This is a genomic window from Nonomuraea polychroma (genome assembly GCF_004011505.1).
In the GTDB taxonomy this organism is placed as follows: domain Bacteria; phylum Actinomycetota; class Actinomycetes; order Streptosporangiales; family Streptosporangiaceae; genus Nonomuraea; species Nonomuraea polychroma.
Genome location: NZ_SAUN01000001.1, coordinates 10,481,498 through 10,499,708 on the forward strand (window position 1 = coordinate 10,481,498; position 18,211 = coordinate 10,499,708).

An 18,211-nucleotide genomic window follows, 5' to 3' on the forward strand; every position below is an offset into this window, starting at 1 on the left:
ATGAAGCGCAGCAAGGCGCACAAAGACGCGGCCGCCAAGGTCGACCGCGACAAGCTCTACACGCCCGTCGAGGCCGCGAAGCTCGCCAAGGAGACGTCGACCACCAAGTTCGACTCCACCGTCGAGGTCGCGCTGCGGCTGGGCGTCGACCCTCGCAAGGCCGACCAGATCGTGCGTGGCACGGTCAACCTCCCGCACGGCACCGGTAAGACCGCCCGGGTCCTGGTCTTCGCGACCGGTGACCGTGCCGAGGCGGCCCGCGAGGCGGGCGCCGACATCGTCGGCGCCGACGAGCTGATCGACGAGATCTCCAAGGGCAACAGGCTCAACGAGTTCGACGCCGTCGTGGCCACGCCGGACATGATGGGCAAGGTCGGCCGCCTGGGCCGCGTGCTCGGTCCGCGTGGTCTCATGCCCAACCCGAAGACCGGCACCGTGACGCCCGACGTCGCCAAGGCCGTGACGGAGATCAAGGGCGGCAAGATCGAGTTCCGTACCGACCGGCAGGCCAACCTGCACTTCATCATCGGCAAGACGTCGTTCGGCGAGCGCGAGCTCCTGGAGAACTACGCTGCCGCCCTGGACGAGGTGCTGCGTCTCAAGCCGTCGGCGGCCAAGGGCCGTTACCTGAAGAAGGTCACGTTCTCCACGACGATGGGCCCGGGCGTCCCGGTCGACCCCAACGTCACCCGTGGCATCACCGCGGAGCTGGAGAGCTGATTCTTCGCTCTTAGGAATCCCCCGCCCGTTTTCGGGCGGGGGTTTTCTTCTTCAGGGGGTCTTCTTCGTCCTCTTGTGAGGGGCTTCCGCGTGTGGCGAGGGTTCTTCCTCTTGTGGTGGGTTTTCCATCCTGTACGGCAAGCCGCCCCCACCCCAGTCGCCGTACTCCGGCTGAGGACCCTCCAGGGAGACGGCCTCTGAGCCCTTCAGTGGCTGGGCGCCGTGACGACGCACAGTGGGCCGGCCCCGTGGTGCCTGTGGGCCGTTCGAGCGTCGGAGGGCGTAAACCGGGTACGTAGCGGGCCAGGACGGCCAGAGGCGTTCGCATGGTGAGTTGTGAAGATGATGTGAAGGGCTTGTGGGGGATAACCCTGGGTTTTCCCCTAATTGTGCGGGGAAGGCGCTACGACCGTGGAATGCAAACGTAGGGTCAAGACATGCTGAAGCGCACGATAAGTCTCGCCGCGGCCGGAGCCGCGCTCGTGGTGGCCTCGGTTGCCGGCTGTGGCACGGCTGCCCAGCCCATCCAGGTCAATTTGGCGGCCTCCGAAGTGCTGGCGCAGGCCGCGCAGAAGACGGCAGAGGTCTCGAGCTACACCGTCGACGCGGTGGCGAACGCGACGCATCCCCAGCAAGGCGACGGCAGGGTGCAGGGGCGGATGCTCTACCAGAAGCAGCCCCTGGCTGTGGACCTGACGCTGGACACCGTCGACATGGGCGGAAAGAGCCTGCCGGGCGGCGTGCGAGCCGTGCTGCAGGGCGACGCCGTCTACGTCAAGGTCGAGGCGCTCAAGGACCTGGTCGGTTCCACCAAGCCGTGGATCAAGGTCTCGCTCGCAGAGATGGGCGACTCCGCCCAGGTCAACCAGTACCTGGCCCAGATCCAGCAGTTCGACCTGGCCAACGTGACGAAGCTGGTCACGGCCTCGCAGGACGTGACGTCGGTCGGCAACGAGAGCGTCAACGGTGAGGACACCACCCACTACAGCGGCAGCTTCCCTGTCGACGCGGCCGTGCAGTTGCTGCCCGCGGAGGAGCAGCAGCAGGCCCGTACGAACCTCGCCGAGCTGAAGGACGTCAAGTTCGACATCTGGGTGGCCGCCGACGGGCTGCCGCGCAAGCTCGCGCTGAACGGGCAGAAGGAAGGCGCCACGCTCGACGCCACGCTGTTCTTCAAGGACTTCAACAAGCCCGTGACCATCGAGACTCCGCCCGCCGACCAGGTCGGAGAGCTGCCCAAGGGCACGACCAACTGATGGGTTGACGGAGAACGATTTGGAAACTCGGCGACCAGGACGTACTCTGGTCGTTGCCGAAGACCGCCGGTCGTCGTCAGGTGCTCACAACCTGACGACCGAAGGCTCCACATCATGTGGACGACCCGCGCAGGTGTGATACGAGTTTCCCACATGGTGTTGATCCGTGTGTGAGCCCCGTGTGCGCTCCTGCGCCCGGGGCTGTTCTCATGTTCAGGGGCCTTCGCCGGTGGCACATCTGGAAGGAGGCCCATGGCGAGGCCGGATAAGGCGACAGCGGTTGCCGAGCTCAAGAACGAGTTCGCGGGCAGCGCTGCCGCCGTTCTGACCGAGTACCGCGGTCTCACCGTCGCTCAGCTCAAGGAGCTGCGCACCTCTCTCGGTGAGAATGCGAAGTTCGCCGTGGCGAAGAACACCCTGACCAAGATCGCCGCCAACGAGGCAGGCGTGACGGGTCTCGATGACCTGCTGGTTGGTCCGACCGCCGTCGCCTTTGTCAAGGGCGACGTCGTGGAGGCTGCCAAGGGTCTGCGTGACTTCGCCAAGGCCAATCCCCTTCTGGTGATCAAGGGCGGCGTGCTCGAGGGCAAGGCCCTCAACGCCACTGAGATCACCAAGCTCGCCGACCTCGAGTCCCGCGAGGTCCTCCTCGCGAAGCTTGCCGGTGCGCTCAAGGCGAAGCAGAGCGCCGCTGCCGCGATGTTCGCCGCGCTGCCCACGCAAATGGCTCAACTGGCCGACGCCCTCCGCGCGAAGCGCGAAGAGGCGGGCGAGTAACACGGGGGTTGCCGCACCTACCGCGGTCCCGTTCCTAGTTTTCTGCAAGTCCTAAACGTAAGGAAAACATCATGGCGAAGCTCAGCACCGAAGAGCTGCTCGACACGTTCAAGGAGATGACCCTCCTCGAGCTGTCCGAGTTCGTGAAGCAGTTCGAAGAGGTCTTCGACGTCAAGGCCGCCGCCCCGGTCGCGGTTGCCGCCGCCGCCGGCGCTGCCCCCGCCGAGGCCGCTGTCGAGGAGGAGCAGGACGAGTTCGACGTCGTTCTCGAGGCTGCCGGCGACAAGAAGATCCAGGTCATCAAGGAGATCCGCGCCCTGACGTCCCTGGGCCTCAAGGAGGCCAAGGACCTGGTGGACGGCGCTCCGAAGAACGTCTTCGACGGCAAGGTCAACAAGGAGCAGGCGGAGAAGGCCAAGGCTGCCCTCGAGGGCGCCGGCGCCACCGTGACCGTGAAGTAAGACGGTCCTGTCTCTTCTGAGAAGGGGCGCGAGACATCCTGGTGCCGGATGTCTCCGCCCCTTTTCGCATGCCTGGGCCGTGCCGACGCGGCTCAGGAGATTCTCATCCGGGTTTCATCGCCCCGCCAAACGGCTTGCCTAGCGTGCCGGATGTGGTTACCGAAGCTAAGTCTCGTTGGGCGCTGGCCGCCCTCCTCATGGGCACTGGCGTGCTGTACATCTGGGGCCTGGGCGCCTCAGGATGGGCCAATTCGTATTACTCGGCAGCCGTGCAGGCCGGCAGCCAGAGCTGGACGGCGTTCTTCTTCGGGGCCTCCGACGCCGCGAACGCGATCACCGTCGACAAGACGCCCGCCTCGTTGTGGCCCATGGCGCTCAGCGTGCGGCTGTTCGGGCTGAACTCCTGGGCCATCCTCGTGCCACAGGCGCTGATGGGCGTCGGAACCGTGGCCATGGTGTACGCCTCCGCGCGCCGGCTGGTCAACCCGTGGGCGGCGCTGCTGGCCGCGGCCGTCATGGCGGTCACGCCGGTGGCCGTGCTGATGTTCCGGTTCAACAACCCCGACGCGCTGCTGGTGCTGCTGCTGACCGTCGCGGGCTGTTGCGTGGTGCGCGCCCAGGAGCGGGGCGCGACCAAGTGGCTGGTGCTCGCGGGCGCGGCGATCGGGTTCGCCTTCCTGGCGAAGATGTTGCAGGCGTTCCTTGTGTTGCCCGGGTTCGCGCTGGTCTACCTGCTGACCGCGCCCGTGGCGTTCTGGCGGCGGATCTGGCAGCTGCTGCTGGCCGGCGCCGCGATGGTGGCCGCCGCCGGATGGTGGTTGCTGGCGGTGGCGCTGGTGCCCGCCTCGGAGCGGCCGTACATCGGTGGCTCGCAGACCAACAGCGTGCTGGAGCTGGCGCTCGGCTACAACGGCATCGGCCGGCTCAACGGGGCCGACTACGGCGGGCTGGGGAACCTCAACCAGGAGGCCGGCTGGTTGCGCATGTTCGACACCGAGGCGGGCGGGCAGATCTCGTGGCTGCTGCCCGCGGCCCTGGTGCTGCTGGTCGCGGTCACGTGGCTGACTCGGCGGGCGCCGCGGGTCGATCCGGTACGCGCCGCGTTCTGGGTGTGGGGGAGCTGGCTCATCGTGACGGGGCTGGTCTTCAGCCTCATGCAGGGGATCTTCCACGCGTACTACACCGTGGCGCTGGCTCCGGCCATCGCCGTGCTGGTGGGCATGGGGGTCGCCGTGCTCTGGGAACGGGGCGCGCGCTGGCTGCTCGCCGTGGTCACGGCCGGGACGGCCGTGTGGTCGTACGTGCTGCTGTCCCGCAGCGCCGACTGGAACGCGTGGCTGGGGATCGCCGTGGTGGTGGCGGGCCTGGGGGCCGCGCTGGCGATGGTGCTGACCCGCCGCGTCCTGGCCGTGGTGGCGGTCGCCCTGGTGGCGTGCCTGGCGGGGCCGGCCGCGTACGCCGTGGACACCGCCGCGACGCCGCACACCGGAGCCATCCCGACGGCCGGGCCGTCCACCGGGGGCGGGCCCGGTGGTGGCTTCCAGAGGCCCCCCAACGGGTTCCAGCGGCCGAACGGCGGAGGCCAGGCGTTCAGCCGGCCGTTCGCCGGCGGGCAGGGCAGGATGGGCCGTGGCGGCATGGGCGGGCTGCTCAACGCCGGCACCCCGGCCGCCGAGCTGACCACGCTGCTGAAGGACGGCGCCTCCGGCCGCACCTGGGCGGCGGCGACCGTCGGCTCCAACAACGCGGCCGGCTACCAGCTCGCCAGCGGTCAACCGGTCATGGCGGTGGGCGGGTTCAACGGCACCGATCCCGCGCCGACGCTGGAACAGTTCCAGCAGTACGTGGCCGAGAAGAAGATCCACTACTTCCTGGGCGCCGGAATGGGCGGTTTCGGCGGACGCAGCACGGGCGGCAGCGACGACGCGGCCAAGATCGCCGCCTGGGTCCAGGAGAATTTCACCGCCACCACTGTCGGCGGCACCACCGTCTTCGACCTCACCCAGGCCTGATGGTCAGGCGCGGACTCTGGCGATGGCGGACGTGTCCATGTAGTCCCGCGTGTGGACGATCTCACCGTTCCTGATCCGGAGGACCAGGAGGCCGGGGACCGTGATCGACCGGTCCCCGGCCGTGACGTAGGTGTCCTGCTCCACCACGACGACCTCGGGATCCTCCGTGCGGTGCAGCGCGAGTCTGCGTACCTCCTGGACCTGGGCCGGCGTCGCACCCCAGGACGCGCGGTAGCCCGCGCGGATCTCCTCCCTCCCTTCGTACGGCGGCAGCCCGCCGAACGGGAACTCGTGCAGGCCGTCCTCGGCGTAGAGGTCGGCCAGAGCGTCGGCCGACTTGTGGAGCATCGCGTCGTGGTAGCCGGTGACGATCTCGTCGATGGACATGGATGGCCCCTCATTTCACTCAACAGCCGTTGACTCAACGAGCGTAGAGCGGAAATATCGAAACGGTCAACGTGTGTAGAGTCAGAGCGTGAGCGAGAGACTGCTTCCCCGGGCCGAACGACGGCGCAGGACCGAGGGCAGGATCCTCGACGCGGCCAGGACGCTCTTCGCGGACATGGGGTTCGAGCGCACCACGATCAGGGCCGTCGCGCGGGCGGCCGCGGTCGATCCCGCCCTGGTCATGCAGTACTTCGGGAGCAAGCAGGAGCTCTTCCGTCAAGCCGTGCGCGTGGCGCCGGTCCCCGACGCCGGGCTGGACGCCGACGAGCTCGTCGACCAGCTGATCGGCGCGCTCTCCATGAAGATCGGCGAGCTGCCGCAGAGCTCGCTGGCCATGATGCGCTCCATGCTGACCCACCCCGAGGCCGCCGCGTCGGCACGGGAGTTGCTGGGCAAGCAGATCGACCGGCTGGCCGACTCGATCCCGGGCGAGGACGCCCGCCTGCGCGCGGCGCTGATGACCATGGTCATGCTCGGCGTGACGGTCGGCCACCAGCTGCTCGAGCTGGACGAACTGCGTGACGTACCCCAGGAGGAGATCGCGCGCGTGCTGCGCCCGAGCCTGCGGGCGCTTACTGGACCGACAGTCTCATAACCGCCTAGTAACAAGTTCTCGGTTCGGGTCACCGCCCCGACGGACCTCGTTACGGTGAGGGCATCATCCCCTAGTCCGGGAAGGTGACCCAGTGGGCGTCGAAGTCGTCGTGGACGGGCTCACCAAGTCGTTCGGCCGCCAGGTCATCTGGGAGGACGTCTCCCTCACCCTGCCCGCGGGCGAGATCTCCGTGCTGCTCGGCCCGTCGGGCACCGGCAAGTCGGTCTTTCTCAAGACGCTGGTCGGGCTGCAGCGGCCGGACCGGGGCCACATCTGGATCGACGGCTACGACCTGGCCAACTGCACCGAGAGCAAGCTCTACGAGCTGCGCAGGCTCTTCGGCGTGCTGTTCCAGGACGGCGCGTTGTTCGGCTCGCTCAACCTCTACGACAACATCGCCTTCCCGCTGCGCGAGCACACCAAGAAGAGCGAGTCCCAGATCCGCCAGATCGTGATGGAGAAGATGGAGCTGGTGGGCCTGCTCGGCGCGGAGCGCAAGCTGCCGGGGGAGATCTCGGGCGGCATGCGCAAGCGGGCGGGACTGGCCAGGGCGCTGGTGCTCGATCCGGAGATCATCCTGTTCGACGAGCCGGACTCCGGGCTCGACCCGGTGCGCACGGCGTATCTCAACCAGCTCATCGTCGATCTCAACGCCGAGGTCGAGGCGACGTTCCTGATCGTGACGCACGACATCAACACCGCCCGTACGGTGCCCGACAGCATCGGGCTGCTCTTCCGGCGGGAGCTGGTGATGTTCGGCCCGCGCGAGATGTTGTTGTCGAGCGACGAGCCGGTGGTCCGGCAGTTCCTCAACGCCAGAAGGCATGGCCCGATCGGCATGTCGGAGGAGAAGGACATCTCCGAGCTGGAGGCCGAGGCCCAGATGGGACACGATCCCGGCGCGCTGCCGCCGATCCCGCCGCAGCTCATGCCGACCGGCAACCGGATCCGCCGTGCCCAGCAGCCGCCCGGCACCTGGCTGGCCGCCAACGGCGTGATTCCGCCGCAGGGCTCGTTCGTGGACGAGCGCGGCCGCAACTGGCTGGAGGAATACCCGCGCCTGGTCAACGCCTACCTGCACGGCGTCAAGTAGGGCCCCGCCTCTTTGCTTGGGCCGGCCTGGAACGAGCGCTCAGCGAGCCTCTGAGGGCCGTATGGGGGCAATTGCGGGATCCTGCAAGCCATTCGCCCCTTCCTTGCCGTCTCGGTTGGTTCAGGGGCTCCAGGCGTGACCGTCGCGTTATGATCCGGCGGCGGCCAGGCGCGCGGGAAGGGGTGAGGCAGACGTGACAGGGCTCGACGTTCGGCCCGCCCGCATCCTGATCGCGTCGCTCAGCGGGATGCTGGCGGTGCTGGTCGGGCTGGGCGTGTGGATCGCCGTGGAGGCACGCGAGGAGCAGGGCAGGGCAGGCGACAAGGAAGCCGCGCTGCTGGCGGCGGGCGCCCACGCCAAGAACCTGATCTCGCTGGACTACCGGACCGTCGAGGCCGACCTGCGGCGCCTTCTCGAGACCTCCACGGGGGCGGCCAGGGCCGAATACGCCGCCACCACGGACAAGGTCAAGTCCACCGCGGTCGGGAGCAAGATCGTCCAGCAGGGCGTGCTGCGCGCCACCGGGCTCGTCTCGCTGGCTGGTGCGAAGGCCAAGGTGCTGGTCGTGGCGGACGTGGAGATCCGCTGGGACGGCTCGAAGAACCCGCCTGAGGCGCGGTATCACCGGTGGTCGATGGACCTGGACAAGGTCGGCGGCGCCTGGCTGGTCTCCAAGGCGGTGCGGGTGCTGTGAGGACGTCCATGATTGTCGTGCTGGGCTTGCTCGTGGTCGTCGCGGGCGTGCTGGTGCCCACGATGTGGTTCAACCTGCGTGACCTTCGCGACGCCGACGCGGCCGGCGCCGAGGCCGTGGTCGCGGCCAGGAAGGTCGCGCCCGACCTGCTCTCGTACGACTACCGGACCGTTGAGGAGGATCTGGTGCGCGCCGGGGCGCACACCACCGGTGAACTGACCGGCCACTACAAAGAATTGGCCACGAGTCTGGTCTCCAGGGCCAAGGCGGAGAAGATCGTCCGGACCATCGCGGTGCTGGCAGCCGGGGTGGAGCGGGCCGAGCCTGACCGCGTCGAGGTTCTGCTCTTCGTGAACACTGCTACGGTCAAGGAGATCTCCGGCGAAACCAGCCCCCAGCACGAGTTCGCGCAGAACCGGGTCAGGCTCGTCATGGTGCGGCAGGACTCTCGCTGGCTGGCCGCCGGCTTGTCGACCTTGCTGGGCACCGCATGAAGCCCTCGGGGCCTCCCAGCCCCGGCGGGCGTGCCGCTTCCTTCAATTGTTACCAAAAATCTGGTTTAGCGATGCATATGACAGGGGTACCCCAGTCACAGCTACACCGGTTGTCGGCATGGGTTCGACCCCTGGTGTGACAGAGCGTTAACCGCCCCCGTTCGCGGGTATCGTCTTGGGCCTGTGCGGTAGGCGATCGGTCACACAGGGGAGAAAACCCAGCGTCGGGGCCCCCAGTCGGCCAAAAGTCCGGCTCGCGGGCTTGACGTTTCCGCCTGAACGGGCGATGCTGCGACCAACGTGGAGCATGCAGCGAGAGCGAAGTGGACAGGCGTGTGCCGTTCGGCTACACTGCCCCTTTGCGCTGCCCTTTGACGACCCGCGATGCTTGCTCACGTTGCGAGGTTGTCTGGCGTGCGTGTAGTCAGTCCGCCGCGAGCCCTCGGAAGGACATCTGTTGGCAGCCTCGCGCAACGCCTCCGCCGTACCCGCTGGTCCCCGTCGCGTGTCATTTGCGCGCATCCAGGAGCCTCTCGAAGTTCCTGACCTTCTCGCTCTGCAGACCGAGTCTTTCGATTGGCTGCTCGGAAACGAGAAGTGGAAGGCCCGGGTAGAGGCGGCTCGTCAGGCCGGGCGCAAGGACGTCCCGACCCAGTCGGGCCTCGAAGAGATCTTCGAAGAGATCAGTCCGATCGAGGACTTCTCGGGGACCATGTCCTTGTCGTTCCGCGACCACCGCTTCGAGCCGCCGAAGTACTCCGTAGACGAGTGCAAAGACAAGGACATGACCTTCTCCGCCCCGATGTTCGTGACGGCGGAGTTCATCAATAACACCACTGGTGAGATCAAGAGCCAGACGGTGTTCATGGGGGATTTCCCGCTCATGACGCCGAAGGGCACGTTCATCATCAACGGCACCGAGCGTGTCGTGGTCTCGCAGCTGGTCCGTTCGCCTGGCGTCTATTTCGAACGTAATGTCGACAAGACGTCGGACAAGGATCTGTACGGCTGCAAGGTCATCCCGTCGCGCGGTGCGTGGCTGGAGTTCGAGATCGACAAGCGCGACAGCGTCGGTGTGCGCATCGACCGTAAGCGCAAGCAGGCCGTCACCGTGCTTCTTAAGGCACTGGGCTGGACCAGCGATCAGATTCTCGAGCGTTTCGGCCAGTACGAGTCGATGCGGGCCACCCTGGAGAAGGACCACACGGCCGGCCAGGATGACGCGCTGCTGGACATTTATCGCAAGCTGCGGCCGGGTGAGCCGCCGACCAAGGAGTCGGCGCAGACCTTGCTGGAGAATCTCTACTTCAATCCCAAGCGGTATGACCTGGCCAAGGTGGGCCGCTACAAGATCAACAAGAAGCTGGGTGTCGACGCGGAGATCACCCAGGGCACGCTGACCGAAGACGACATCGTCGCCACGATCGAGTACATCGTCCGCCTGCACGCGGGCGAGGAGTCGATGCCGGGCGCGGGTGACCGCGAGGTCATCGTCGAGGTCGACGACATCGACCACTTCGGCAACCGCCGCCTGCGTAGCGTCGGCGAGTTGATCCAGAACCAGGTCCGTCTGGGCCTGGCCCGTATGGAGCGGGTCGTGCGTGAGCGCATGACCACGCAGGACGTCGAGGCGATCACGCCGCAGACCCTGATCAACATCCGCCCGGTCGTGGCGTCGATCAAGGAGTTCTTCGGCACTTCGCAGCTGTCGCAGTTCATGGACCAGACCAACCCGCTGGCTGGCCTGACGCACAAGCGGCGTCTGTCCGCGCTGGGTCCCGGTGGTCTGTCCCGTGAGCGGGCCGGCTTCGAGGTCCGTGACGTGCACCCGTCCCACTATGGCCGGATGTGCCCGATCGAGACCCCTGAAGGTCCCAACATCGGTCTGATCGGCTCGCTGGCCTCCTACGGCCGGATCAACGCGTTCGGCTTCGTCGAGACTCCTTACCGCAAGGTCGTCGACGGCAAGGTGACCGAACAGATCGACTACCTCACCGCCGACGAAGAGGACCGCTACGTCAAGGCGCAGGCCAACACGGCGCTCAACGCCGACGGATCGTTCGCCGAGTCCCGCGTCCTGGTCCGCACCAAGGGCGGTGAGACCGAGCTCGCCCGTGCCGAGGAGGTCGACTACATCGACGTGTCGCCGCGCCAGATGGTGTCGGTGGCCACCGCGATGATCCCCTTCCTGGAGCACGACGACGCCAACCGGGCGCTCATGGGCTCCAACATGCAGCGCCAGTCGGTGCCGCTGCTCAAGAGCGAGGCGCCGCTGGTCGGCACCGGCATGGAATACCGTGCCGCGACCGACGCCGGCGACGTCATCAGCGCCGAGAAGGCCGGTGTGGTCGAGGAGGTCTCCGCCGACTACATCACCGTCATGAACGACGACGGCACCCGGACCACCTACCGCGTCGCGAAGTTCAAGCGCTCCAACCAGGGCACGAGCTTCAACCAGAAGCCCATCGTGGCCGAGGGCGACCGGGTGGAGGTCAACCAGGTCATCGCCGACGGCCCGTGCACCGACAAGGGTGAGATGGCGCTGGGCAAGAACCTTCTGGTGGCGTTCATGCCGTGGGAGGGCCACAACTACGAAGACGCGATCATCCTGTCGCAGCGGCTGGTGCAGGACGACGTGCTGTCCTCGATCCACATCGAGGAGCACGAGGTCGACGCCCGGGACACCAAGCTGGGCCCGGAGGAGATCACCCGGGACATCCCGAACGTCTCCGAGGAGGTGCTGGCCGACCTGGACGAGCGGGGCATCATCCGCATCGGCGCCGAGGTCGTGCCCGGTGACATCCTGGTCGGCAAGGTCACCCCGAAGGGTGAGACCGAGCTGACGCCGGAGGAGCGGCTGCTGCGTGCGATCTTCGGTGAGAAGGCCCGTGAGGTCCGTGACACCTCGTTGAAGGTGCCGCACGGCGAGCAGGGCAAGGTCATCGGGGTGCGGGTGTTCTCCCGTGAGGAGGGTGATGAGCTTCCTCCGGGCGTCAACGAGCTGGTCCGCGTCTATGTGGCGCAGAAGCGCAAGATCACCGATGGTGACAAGCTGGCCGGCCGGCACGGCAACAAGGGTGTCATCTCCAAGATCCTGCCGGTCGAGGACATGCCGTTCCTGGAGGACGGCACCCCGGTCGACATCATCCTCAACCCGCTGGGCGTGCCCGGCCGGATGAACGTCGGCCAGGTGCTGGAGACCCACCTCGGCTGGATCGCCGCCAGAGGCTGGGACATCTCCGGCATCCAGGAGGCCTGGGCCGACCGGCTGCGCGAGAAGGGCTTCGAGAAGGTCGCCCCGCGCACCAACGTCGCCACCCCGGTCTTCGACGGCGCGCACGAGGCGGAGATCGTCGGCCTGCTCAGCAACACCGTGGCCAACCGCGACGGTGACCGCATGGTGCAGGAGACCGGCAAGGCCCAGCTGTTCGACGGTCGCTCCGGCGAGCCGTTCCCGTACCCGATCTCGGTCGGCTACATCTACATCCTCAAGCTGCTCCACCTGGTCGACGACAAGATTCACGCTCGGTCGACCGGCCCCTACTCCATGATCACCCAGCAGCCGCTCGGCGGTAAGGCCCAGTTCGGTGGGCAGCGCTTCGGTGAGATGGAGGTGTGGGCGCTGGAGGCGTACGGCGCCGCCTACGCCCTGCAGGAGCTGCTGACCATCAAGTCCGACGACGTCCTCGGCCGAGTGAAGGTCTACGAGGCCATCGTCAAGGGCGAGAACATCCCCGAGCCCGGCATTCCGGAGTCCTTCAAGGTCCTCATCAAGGAAATGCAGTCGCTGTGCCTGAACGTCGAGGTGCTCTCCAGCGACGGCATGTCCATCGAGATGCGCGACACCGACGAGGACGTCTTCCGCGCCGCGGAGGAGCTCGGCATCGATCTGTCCCGGCGTGAGCCGAGCAGCGTGGAAGAAGTCTGAGGGGGAGATCGCAGAAAATGCTAGACGTCAACTTCTTCGACGAGCTCAGGATCGGTCTTGCGACCGCCGACGACATCCGTCAGTGGTCGCACGGCGAGGTCAAGAAGCCCGAGACGATCAACTACCGAACCCTCAAGCCGGAAAAGGACGGGCTCTTCTGCGAGAAGATCTTCGGCCCCACCCGGGACTGGGAGTGCTACTGCGGTAAGTACAAGCGCGTCCGGTTCAAGGGCATCATCTGTGAGCGCTGCGGCGTCGAGGTGACCCGGGCCAAGGTGCGCCGTGAGCGGATGGGCCACATCGAGCTGGCCGCGCCGGTCACGCACATCTGGTACTTCAAGGGCGTCCCGTCGCGCCTCGGCTACCTGCTCGACCTGGCCCCGAAGGACCTGGAGAAGGTCATCTACTTCGCGGCCTACATGATCACGCATGTCGACACCGAGATGCGTGAGCGTGACCTGCCCTCGCTGGAGGCGAAGATCTCCGTCGAGCGGCAGCACATCGAGCAGCGCCGCGACGCCGACGTCGAGGCCCGGCAGAAGAAGCTCGAGGCCGACCTGGCCGAGCTGGAGGCTGCCGGCGCCAAGGGCGACCAGCGCCGCAAGGTCCGCGAGGGCGCCGAGCGCGAGATGCGCCAGCTGCGCGACCGCGCCCAGCGTGAGCTGGACCGGCTCGACGAGGTCTGGAGCCGCTTCAAGAACCTCAAGGTCCAGGACCTCGAGGGCGACGAGCTGCTCTACCGCGAGATGCGTGACCGCTTCGGCCGCTACTTCAAGGGCGGCATGGGTGCGCAGGCGATCCAGGACCGCCTGATCAGCTTCGACCTCGACGCCGAGGCCGAAAACCTGCGCGAGACCATCCGCAGCGGCAAGGGCCAGAAGAAGGCCCGCGCGCTCAAGCGGCTCAAGGTCGTGTCGGCGTTCCTCAACACCACCAACTCGCCGCGTGGCATGGTGCTGGACTGCATTCCGGTCATCCCGCCGGACCTGCGCCCGATGGTGCAGCTCGACGGTGGCCGGTTCGCGACGTCCGACCTCAACGACCTCTACCGCCGGGTCATCAACCGGAACAACCGCCTCAAGCGTCTGCTCGACCTCGGCGCGCCCGAGATCATCGTGAACAACGAGAAGCGGATGCTGCAGGAGGCCGTGGACGCGCTGTTCGACAACGGCCGCCGCGGTCGCCCGGTCACCGGTCCCGGCAACCGGCCGCTGAAGTCCCTCAGCGACATGCTGAAGGGTAAGCAGGGTCGTTTCCGCCAGAACCTGCTGGGCAAGCGAGTCGACTACTCCGGCCGTTCGGTCATCGTCGTCGGCCCGCAGCTCAAGCTGCACCAGTGCGGTCTGCCCAAGCAGATGGCGCTGGAGCTGTTCAAGCCGTTCGTGATGAAGAGGCTCGTGGACCTCAACCACGCGCAGAACATCAAGTCGGCCAAGCGGATGGTCGAGCGTGCCCGTCCCGTGGTGTGGGACGTGCTCGAAGAGGTCATCACCGAGCACCCGGTGCTGCTCAACCGCGCTCCGACGCTCCACCGCCTGGGCATCCAGGCGTTCGAGCCGCAGCTGGTCGAGGGCAAGGCCATCCAGATCCACCCGCTCGTCTGCACCGCGTTCAACGCGGACTTCGACGGCGACCAGATGGCCGTGCACCTGCCGCTGTCGGCTGAGGCCCAGGCCGAGGCACGCATCCTGATGCTCTCGACCAACAACATCCTCAAGCCGGCCGACGGCAAGCCCGTGACGATGCCCACTCAGGACATGGTCATCGGCCTCTACTGGCTGACCACCCAGAAGGACGGCGCGATCGGCGAGGGCCGCGTGTTCGGCTCGATCGCCGAGGCGCAGATGGCCTTCGACCGTGGCGAGCTGGAGATCCAGGCGAAGATCCAGATCCGGCTGAAGGACGTCCTGCCGCCGCGCGACTGGGTCGCTCCCGAGGGCTGGGAGCAGGGTGACCCGCTCAGGCTGGAGACGACGTTCGGCCGGTGCCTGTTCAACCAGACGCTGCCGGAGAGCTACCCGTTCGTCGACTTCCAGGTCGGCAAGAAGCAGCTGTCCGTGATCGTGAACGAGCTGGCGGAGACCTACCCGAAGATCGAGGTCGCCGCGTCGCTCGACGCGCTCAAGGACGCCGGCTTCCGCTGGGCGACCCGCTCCGGCGTCACGATCTCGATCGAGGACGTCGTCGCGCCGCCCAACAAGACCGAGATCATGGAGAACTACGAGCGCCGGGCCGACAAGGTCCAGCGCGAGTACGAGCGCGGTCTGATCACCGACGAGGAGCGCCGTCAGGAGCTCATCGAGATCTGGACGCACGCGACGGCCGACGTCGAGACCGACATGGTCAACGCCTTCCCGGCGACCAACCCGGTCTGGATGATGGTCAACTCCGGCGCCCGTGGTAACAAGATGCAGGTCCGGCAGATCGCCGGCATCCGCGGCCTCGTGTCCAACACCAAGGGTGAGACGATCCCGCGGCCGATCAAGGCCTCGTTCCGCGAGGGCCTGTCGGTGCTGGAGTACTTCATCTCCACCCACGGTCAGCGGAAGGGTCTGGCCGACACCGCTCTGCGTACCGCCGACTCGGGTTACCTGACCCGTCGTCTGGTGGACGTGGCGCAGGACGTCATCGTGCGTGAGATCGACTGCGGCACCGACCGCGCGGTCCCGCTGCACGTGGCCGACAGGGACGCGTCCGGCAACCTGGTCAAGGCGGAGAACGCCGAGTCCAACGTGCACGGCCGCATCCTGGCCGAGGACGTCGAGGTCGACGGCAAGGTCATCGTCCCGGCGGGCGTCGACATCAACGACACCCACGTGACGAAGCTGGTCGAGGCCGGGGTCGAGACCGTGCGCACGCGTAGCGCGCTCGTCTGCGAGGCGAAGATCGGTGTCTGCGCGACGTGCTACGGCCGCTCGCTGGCCACCGGCAAGCTCGTGGACGTCGGCGAGGCGGTCGGCATCATCGCCGCCCAGTCGATCGGTGAGCCCGGCACGCAGCTGACGATGCGGACCTTCCACACCGGTGGTGTGGCCGGCGCCGACATCACCCACGGTCTGCCCCGTGTCACGGAGCTGTTCGAGGCGCGCATCCCCAAGGGTGTCGCCCCGATCTCCGAGGCTGAGGGCCGGGTCAGGATCGACGAGACCGACAAGACCAGGAAGATCGTCATCACTCCGGACGACGGCTCGGAGGAGATCGCCTACCCGGTCTCGATGCGGTCGCGCCTGCTGGTGCAGGACGGTCAGCGCGTCTCGGTCGGTCAGCAGCTGGTCGCCGGTGCGGTCAACCCCAACGAGGTGCTGCGCATCCTCGGCCCGCGGGCCGTGCAGCTGCACCTGGTGGCGGAGGTCCAGCAGGTCTACCGGTCCCAGGGTGTGTCGATCCACGACAAGCACATCGAGATCATCGTTCGGCAGATGCTGAAGAGGGTCAACGTGCTGGAGTCCGGCGACACCGACCTGCTGCCCGGCGAGCTCGTGGAGCGGCCGCGCTTCGAGCTGATGAACCGCGAGACGGTGGCGGAGGGCGGCTCCCCGGCCGCCGGTCGTCCGGTGCTCATGGGCATCACGAAGGCCTCGCTCGCGACCGAGTCCTGGCTGTCGGCGGCGTCCTTCCAGGAGACGACCAGGGTGCTGACGGACGCGGCTATCCACGCCAAGTCCGACTCGCTGCTGGGTCTGAAGGAAAACGTCATCATCGGTAAGCTCATCCCGGCCGGCACGGGCATGCCGCAGTACCGGAACATCCGGGTGGAGCCGACCGAAGAGGCCAAGGCGGCCATGTACACGGTCGGTGGCTACGACGGCTCCGCGGCGGACTACACGTTCGGCACGGGCAGTGGCGAGGCGGTTCCGCTGGAGGAGTACGACTTCGGTCAGTACAACCGGTGAATTCTCGCTCATCGGAAGGGGCAGGGTCTCTCGGTCGACTTGTTCGACTGGTTCGACTCGTTCGAGAGGCCCCGCCCATCTCTAGGTGACGCGCCCGGGTCTCTCGTCCGAGAGGCCCGCGCCGTCCAGGTTTCCAGGTAACGCGCCCGGGTCTCTCGTCCGAGAGGTCCGCGCCGTCCAGGTTTTCAGGTAACGCGCCCGGGTCTCTCGTCCGAGAGGCCCGGGCGCGCTGCTTTTCCGCCGAGGTCGCGCTCCTTCGCGAGGCGCTTGGGTTTCGGGGGTTTCTGCGCGGGTCCGTCGCGCCCGGTGGGCGTGTGCCGTCAACCCCTTCTTTCGTTACGGCGGTGCCGTGGCCGTTCCAGTCGCCGTACGGGGCTGAGGACCCTCCAGGGAGACGGTTTCTGAGCCCTTCAGTGGTGGGCCGCCGCTACGGCGCACCGTGGGCCAGGGTCCGAGGCGAGGCGTGGGCCGGCTGGCGTTACGGTGCCTTGTGGGGCCGGGTTCGGGCAGGCGTTCTGCGGGACGTGTCAACGCGAGCCCAGCGGGGCCCCGGCAAGCGGTCGGTGGTTGGTCGCGGTCAGGTGACGGTTGGGCGTACGGCGGACGGAAGGATGCGGGAGCCTATATCATTGGTGTGGAGCTGTAGATGGGCTGGATGAGTAGGCCCCGGCGATCCGGAGTGGCATGGCTTGCCTGCTATGTCGCGCCGTTTTGACGTGTCGCATGGGCCTGGGTAGTCTTGGACATCGTGCCCGTCTCTATGCGGGCTCTCGACCGTGCGCTCATTACGAGTGCGGGACGGCTTCCTGGCTCGTAAACCTCGCGGGACGTCTGCGTGAATAGCGCGACACGCCCGAGCGCGGGGGCGCCGAGACGGGTAAAACCAGCAGGTCATGACACCGGCAGAACCTGCGAAATGCACCACAACTGACGTAACACCGGCCAAGGCACGAAACGGAGTGGCAGTGCCCACTATTCAGCAGTTGGTCCGCAAGGGCCGGCAGGACAAGGTCTCCAAGACCAAGACTCCTGCCCTCAAGGGGAGTCCGCAGCGGCGCGGCGTGTGCCAGCGCGTCTACACCACGACCCCGAAGAAGCCCAACTCGGCACTGCGTAAGGTGGCCCGCGTTCGGCTCACGAACGGCATTGAGGTCACGGCCTACATCCCCGGTGTGGGCCACAACCTGCAGGAGCACTCCATCGTGCTCGTGCGTGGCGGTCGTGTGAAGGACCTGCCTGGTGTTCGCTACAAGATCATCCGCGGTTCGCTGGACACCCAGGGTGTCCGCAACCGCAAGCAGGCCCGTAGCCGCTACGGCGCGAAGAAGGAGAAGAGCTAACAATGCCTCGTAAGGGTTCTCCTGGCCGTCGTCAGCTCATGGCTGACCCGGTTTACAGCTCGCCGCTGGTCACCGCTCTGATCAACAAGGTGCTTCTGGACGGCAAGCGCTCCATCGCGCAGTCGATCGTTTACGGCGCCCTCGAGGGCTGCAGGGAGAAGACGGGCAACGACCCGGTCGTCACCCTGAAGCGCGCGCTCGACAACGTCAAGCCCACTCTCGAGGTCCGCAGCCGCCGGGTCGGTGGCGCGACCTACCAGGTGCCGGTCGAGGTGCGCGCCGCGCGCAGCACCACCCTGGCCCTGCGCTGGCTGGTGCAGTACTCCCGCGCCCGCCGCGAGAAGACCATGACTGAGCGCCTCATGAACGAACTCCTCGACGCCAGCAACGGCCTCGGGGCGAGCGTCAAGAAGCGCGAGGACACCCACAAGATGGCCGAGTCCAACAAGGCCTTCGCCCACTACCGCTGGTAACCCGGCGGGTTCGACGAGACGACGAGGA

14 protein-coding genes are annotated in these 18,211 nt (G+C 67.1%); 13 read left to right on the forward strand and 1 reads right to left on the reverse strand.

Translation table 11 applies throughout. The annotated features are described in order from the left end of the window. The 5 genes from rplA to EDD27_RS48965 all read left to right on the forward strand — a co-directional run bounded on the left by rplA (position 1) and on the right by EDD27_RS48965 (position 5,226). Positions 1–720 carry a 50S ribosomal protein L1 gene (rplA, locus tag EDD27_RS48945; protein ID WP_127939575.1) on the forward strand — a complete coding sequence of 240 codons (720 nt, stop codon included), beginning with the start codon at positions 1–3 and terminating at the stop codon, positions 718–720. A 437-nt stretch (positions 721–1,157) separates the two neighbouring features. After that, on the forward strand, positions 1,158–1,976 hold the full coding sequence (locus EDD27_RS48950; RefSeq protein WP_241564650.1) for an SCO4651 family lipoprotein: 819 nt from the start codon (positions 1,158–1,160) through the stop codon (positions 1,974–1,976). Between the two features lie 252 nt (positions 1,977–2,228). Beyond that, positions 2,229–2,753 (forward strand): 50S ribosomal protein L10, encoded by a 525-nt coding sequence (gene rplJ, locus EDD27_RS48955; RefSeq protein WP_127939576.1) that lies wholly within the window; start codon positions 2,229–2,231, stop codon positions 2,751–2,753. Positions 2,754–2,824: 71 nt separating this feature from the next. Continuing rightward, entirely contained in the window at positions 2,825–3,214 is a 390-nt protein-coding gene (gene rplL / locus EDD27_RS48960; protein ID WP_127939577.1) for a 50S ribosomal protein L7/L12, read from the forward strand. A gap of 152 nt (positions 3,215–3,366) precedes the next feature. Beyond that, entirely contained in the window at positions 3,367–5,226 is a 1,860-nt protein-coding gene (locus tag EDD27_RS48965) for an ArnT family glycosyltransferase (protein WP_241564651.1), read from the forward strand. 3 nt (positions 5,227–5,229) lie between these two features. Here the strand turns inward: EDD27_RS48965 and EDD27_RS48970 are convergent, their stop codons facing one another. Continuing rightward, complete coding sequence (locus EDD27_RS48970) at positions 5,230–5,613, reverse strand: nuclear transport factor 2 family protein (protein ID WP_127939579.1); 384 nt, start codon at positions 5,611–5,613, stop codon at positions 5,230–5,232. 88 nt (positions 5,614–5,701) lie between these two features. Between EDD27_RS48970 and EDD27_RS48975 the strand changes: the two genes are divergently transcribed. The 8 genes from EDD27_RS48975 (at position 5,702) to rpsG (ending at position 18,183) form a co-directional block, all read left to right on the forward strand. Next, on the forward strand, positions 5,702–6,268 hold the full coding sequence (locus tag EDD27_RS48975) for a TetR/AcrR family transcriptional regulator (protein ID WP_206642004.1): 567 nt from the start codon (positions 5,702–5,704) through the stop codon (positions 6,266–6,268). Positions 6,269–6,359: 91 nt separating this feature from the next. Then, complete coding sequence (locus tag EDD27_RS48980) at positions 6,360–7,361, forward strand: ABC transporter ATP-binding protein (protein WP_127939580.1); 1,002 nt, start codon at positions 6,360–6,362, stop codon at positions 7,359–7,361. 193 nt (positions 7,362–7,554) lie between these two features. Then, complete coding sequence (locus tag EDD27_RS48985) at positions 7,555–8,055, forward strand: hypothetical protein (RefSeq protein WP_127939581.1); 501 nt, start codon at positions 7,555–7,557, stop codon at positions 8,053–8,055. An 8-nt stretch (positions 8,056–8,063) separates the two neighbouring features. Next, entirely contained in the window at positions 8,064–8,549 is a 486-nt protein-coding gene (locus EDD27_RS48990) for a hypothetical protein (RefSeq protein WP_127939582.1), read from the forward strand. A gap of 457 nt (positions 8,550–9,006) precedes the next feature. Beyond that, positions 9,007–12,477, forward strand: coding sequence for a DNA-directed RNA polymerase subunit beta (gene rpoB / locus EDD27_RS48995; protein ID WP_127939583.1), 3,471 nt, complete (start codon positions 9,007–9,009; stop codon positions 12,475–12,477). Positions 12,478–12,494: 17 nt separating this feature from the next. Then, complete coding sequence (locus EDD27_RS49000; protein WP_127939584.1) at positions 12,495–16,370, forward strand: DNA-directed RNA polymerase subunit beta'; 3,876 nt, start codon at positions 12,495–12,497, stop codon at positions 16,368–16,370. A gap of 965 nt (positions 16,371–17,335) precedes the next feature. Further along, positions 17,336–17,710, forward strand: coding sequence for a 30S ribosomal protein S12 (gene rpsL, locus EDD27_RS49005; RefSeq protein ID WP_020542315.1), 375 nt, complete (start codon positions 17,336–17,338; stop codon positions 17,708–17,710). Positions 17,711–17,712: 2 nt separating this feature from the next. After that, positions 17,713–18,183 carry a 30S ribosomal protein S7 gene (rpsG, locus tag EDD27_RS49010; RefSeq protein ID WP_020542314.1) on the forward strand — a complete coding sequence of 157 codons (471 nt, stop codon included), beginning with the start codon at positions 17,713–17,715 and terminating at the stop codon, positions 18,181–18,183. Positions 18,184–18,211 lie beyond the last annotated feature (28 nt).

Bases quoted from the DNA above. Each gene is read 5' to 3' on its own strand.
- rplA (WP_127939575.1), top strand. From the start codon at position 1: ATGAAGCGCAGCAAGGCGCACAAAGACGCGGCCGCCAAGGTCGACCGC.
- EDD27_RS48950 (WP_241564650.1), top strand. From the start codon at position 1,158: ATGCTGAAGCGCACGATAAGTCTCGCCGCGGCCGGAGCCGCGCTCGTG.
- rplJ (WP_127939576.1), top strand. From the start codon at position 2,229: ATGGCGAGGCCGGATAAGGCGACAGCGGTTGCCGAGCTCAAGAACGAG.
- rplL (WP_127939577.1), top strand. From the start codon at position 2,825: ATGGCGAAGCTCAGCACCGAAGAGCTGCTCGACACGTTCAAGGAGATG.
- EDD27_RS48970 (WP_127939579.1), bottom strand. From the start codon at position 5,613: ATGTCCATCGACGAGATCGTCACCGGCTACCACGACGCGATGCTCCAC.
- EDD27_RS48990 (WP_127939582.1), top strand. From the start codon at position 8,064: ATGATTGTCGTGCTGGGCTTGCTCGTGGTCGTCGCGGGCGTGCTGGTG.
- EDD27_RS49000 (WP_127939584.1), top strand. From the start codon at position 12,495: ATGCTAGACGTCAACTTCTTCGACGAGCTCAGGATCGGTCTTGCGACC.
- rpsG (WP_020542314.1), top strand. From the start codon at position 17,713: ATGCCTCGTAAGGGTTCTCCTGGCCGTCGTCAGCTCATGGCTGACCCG.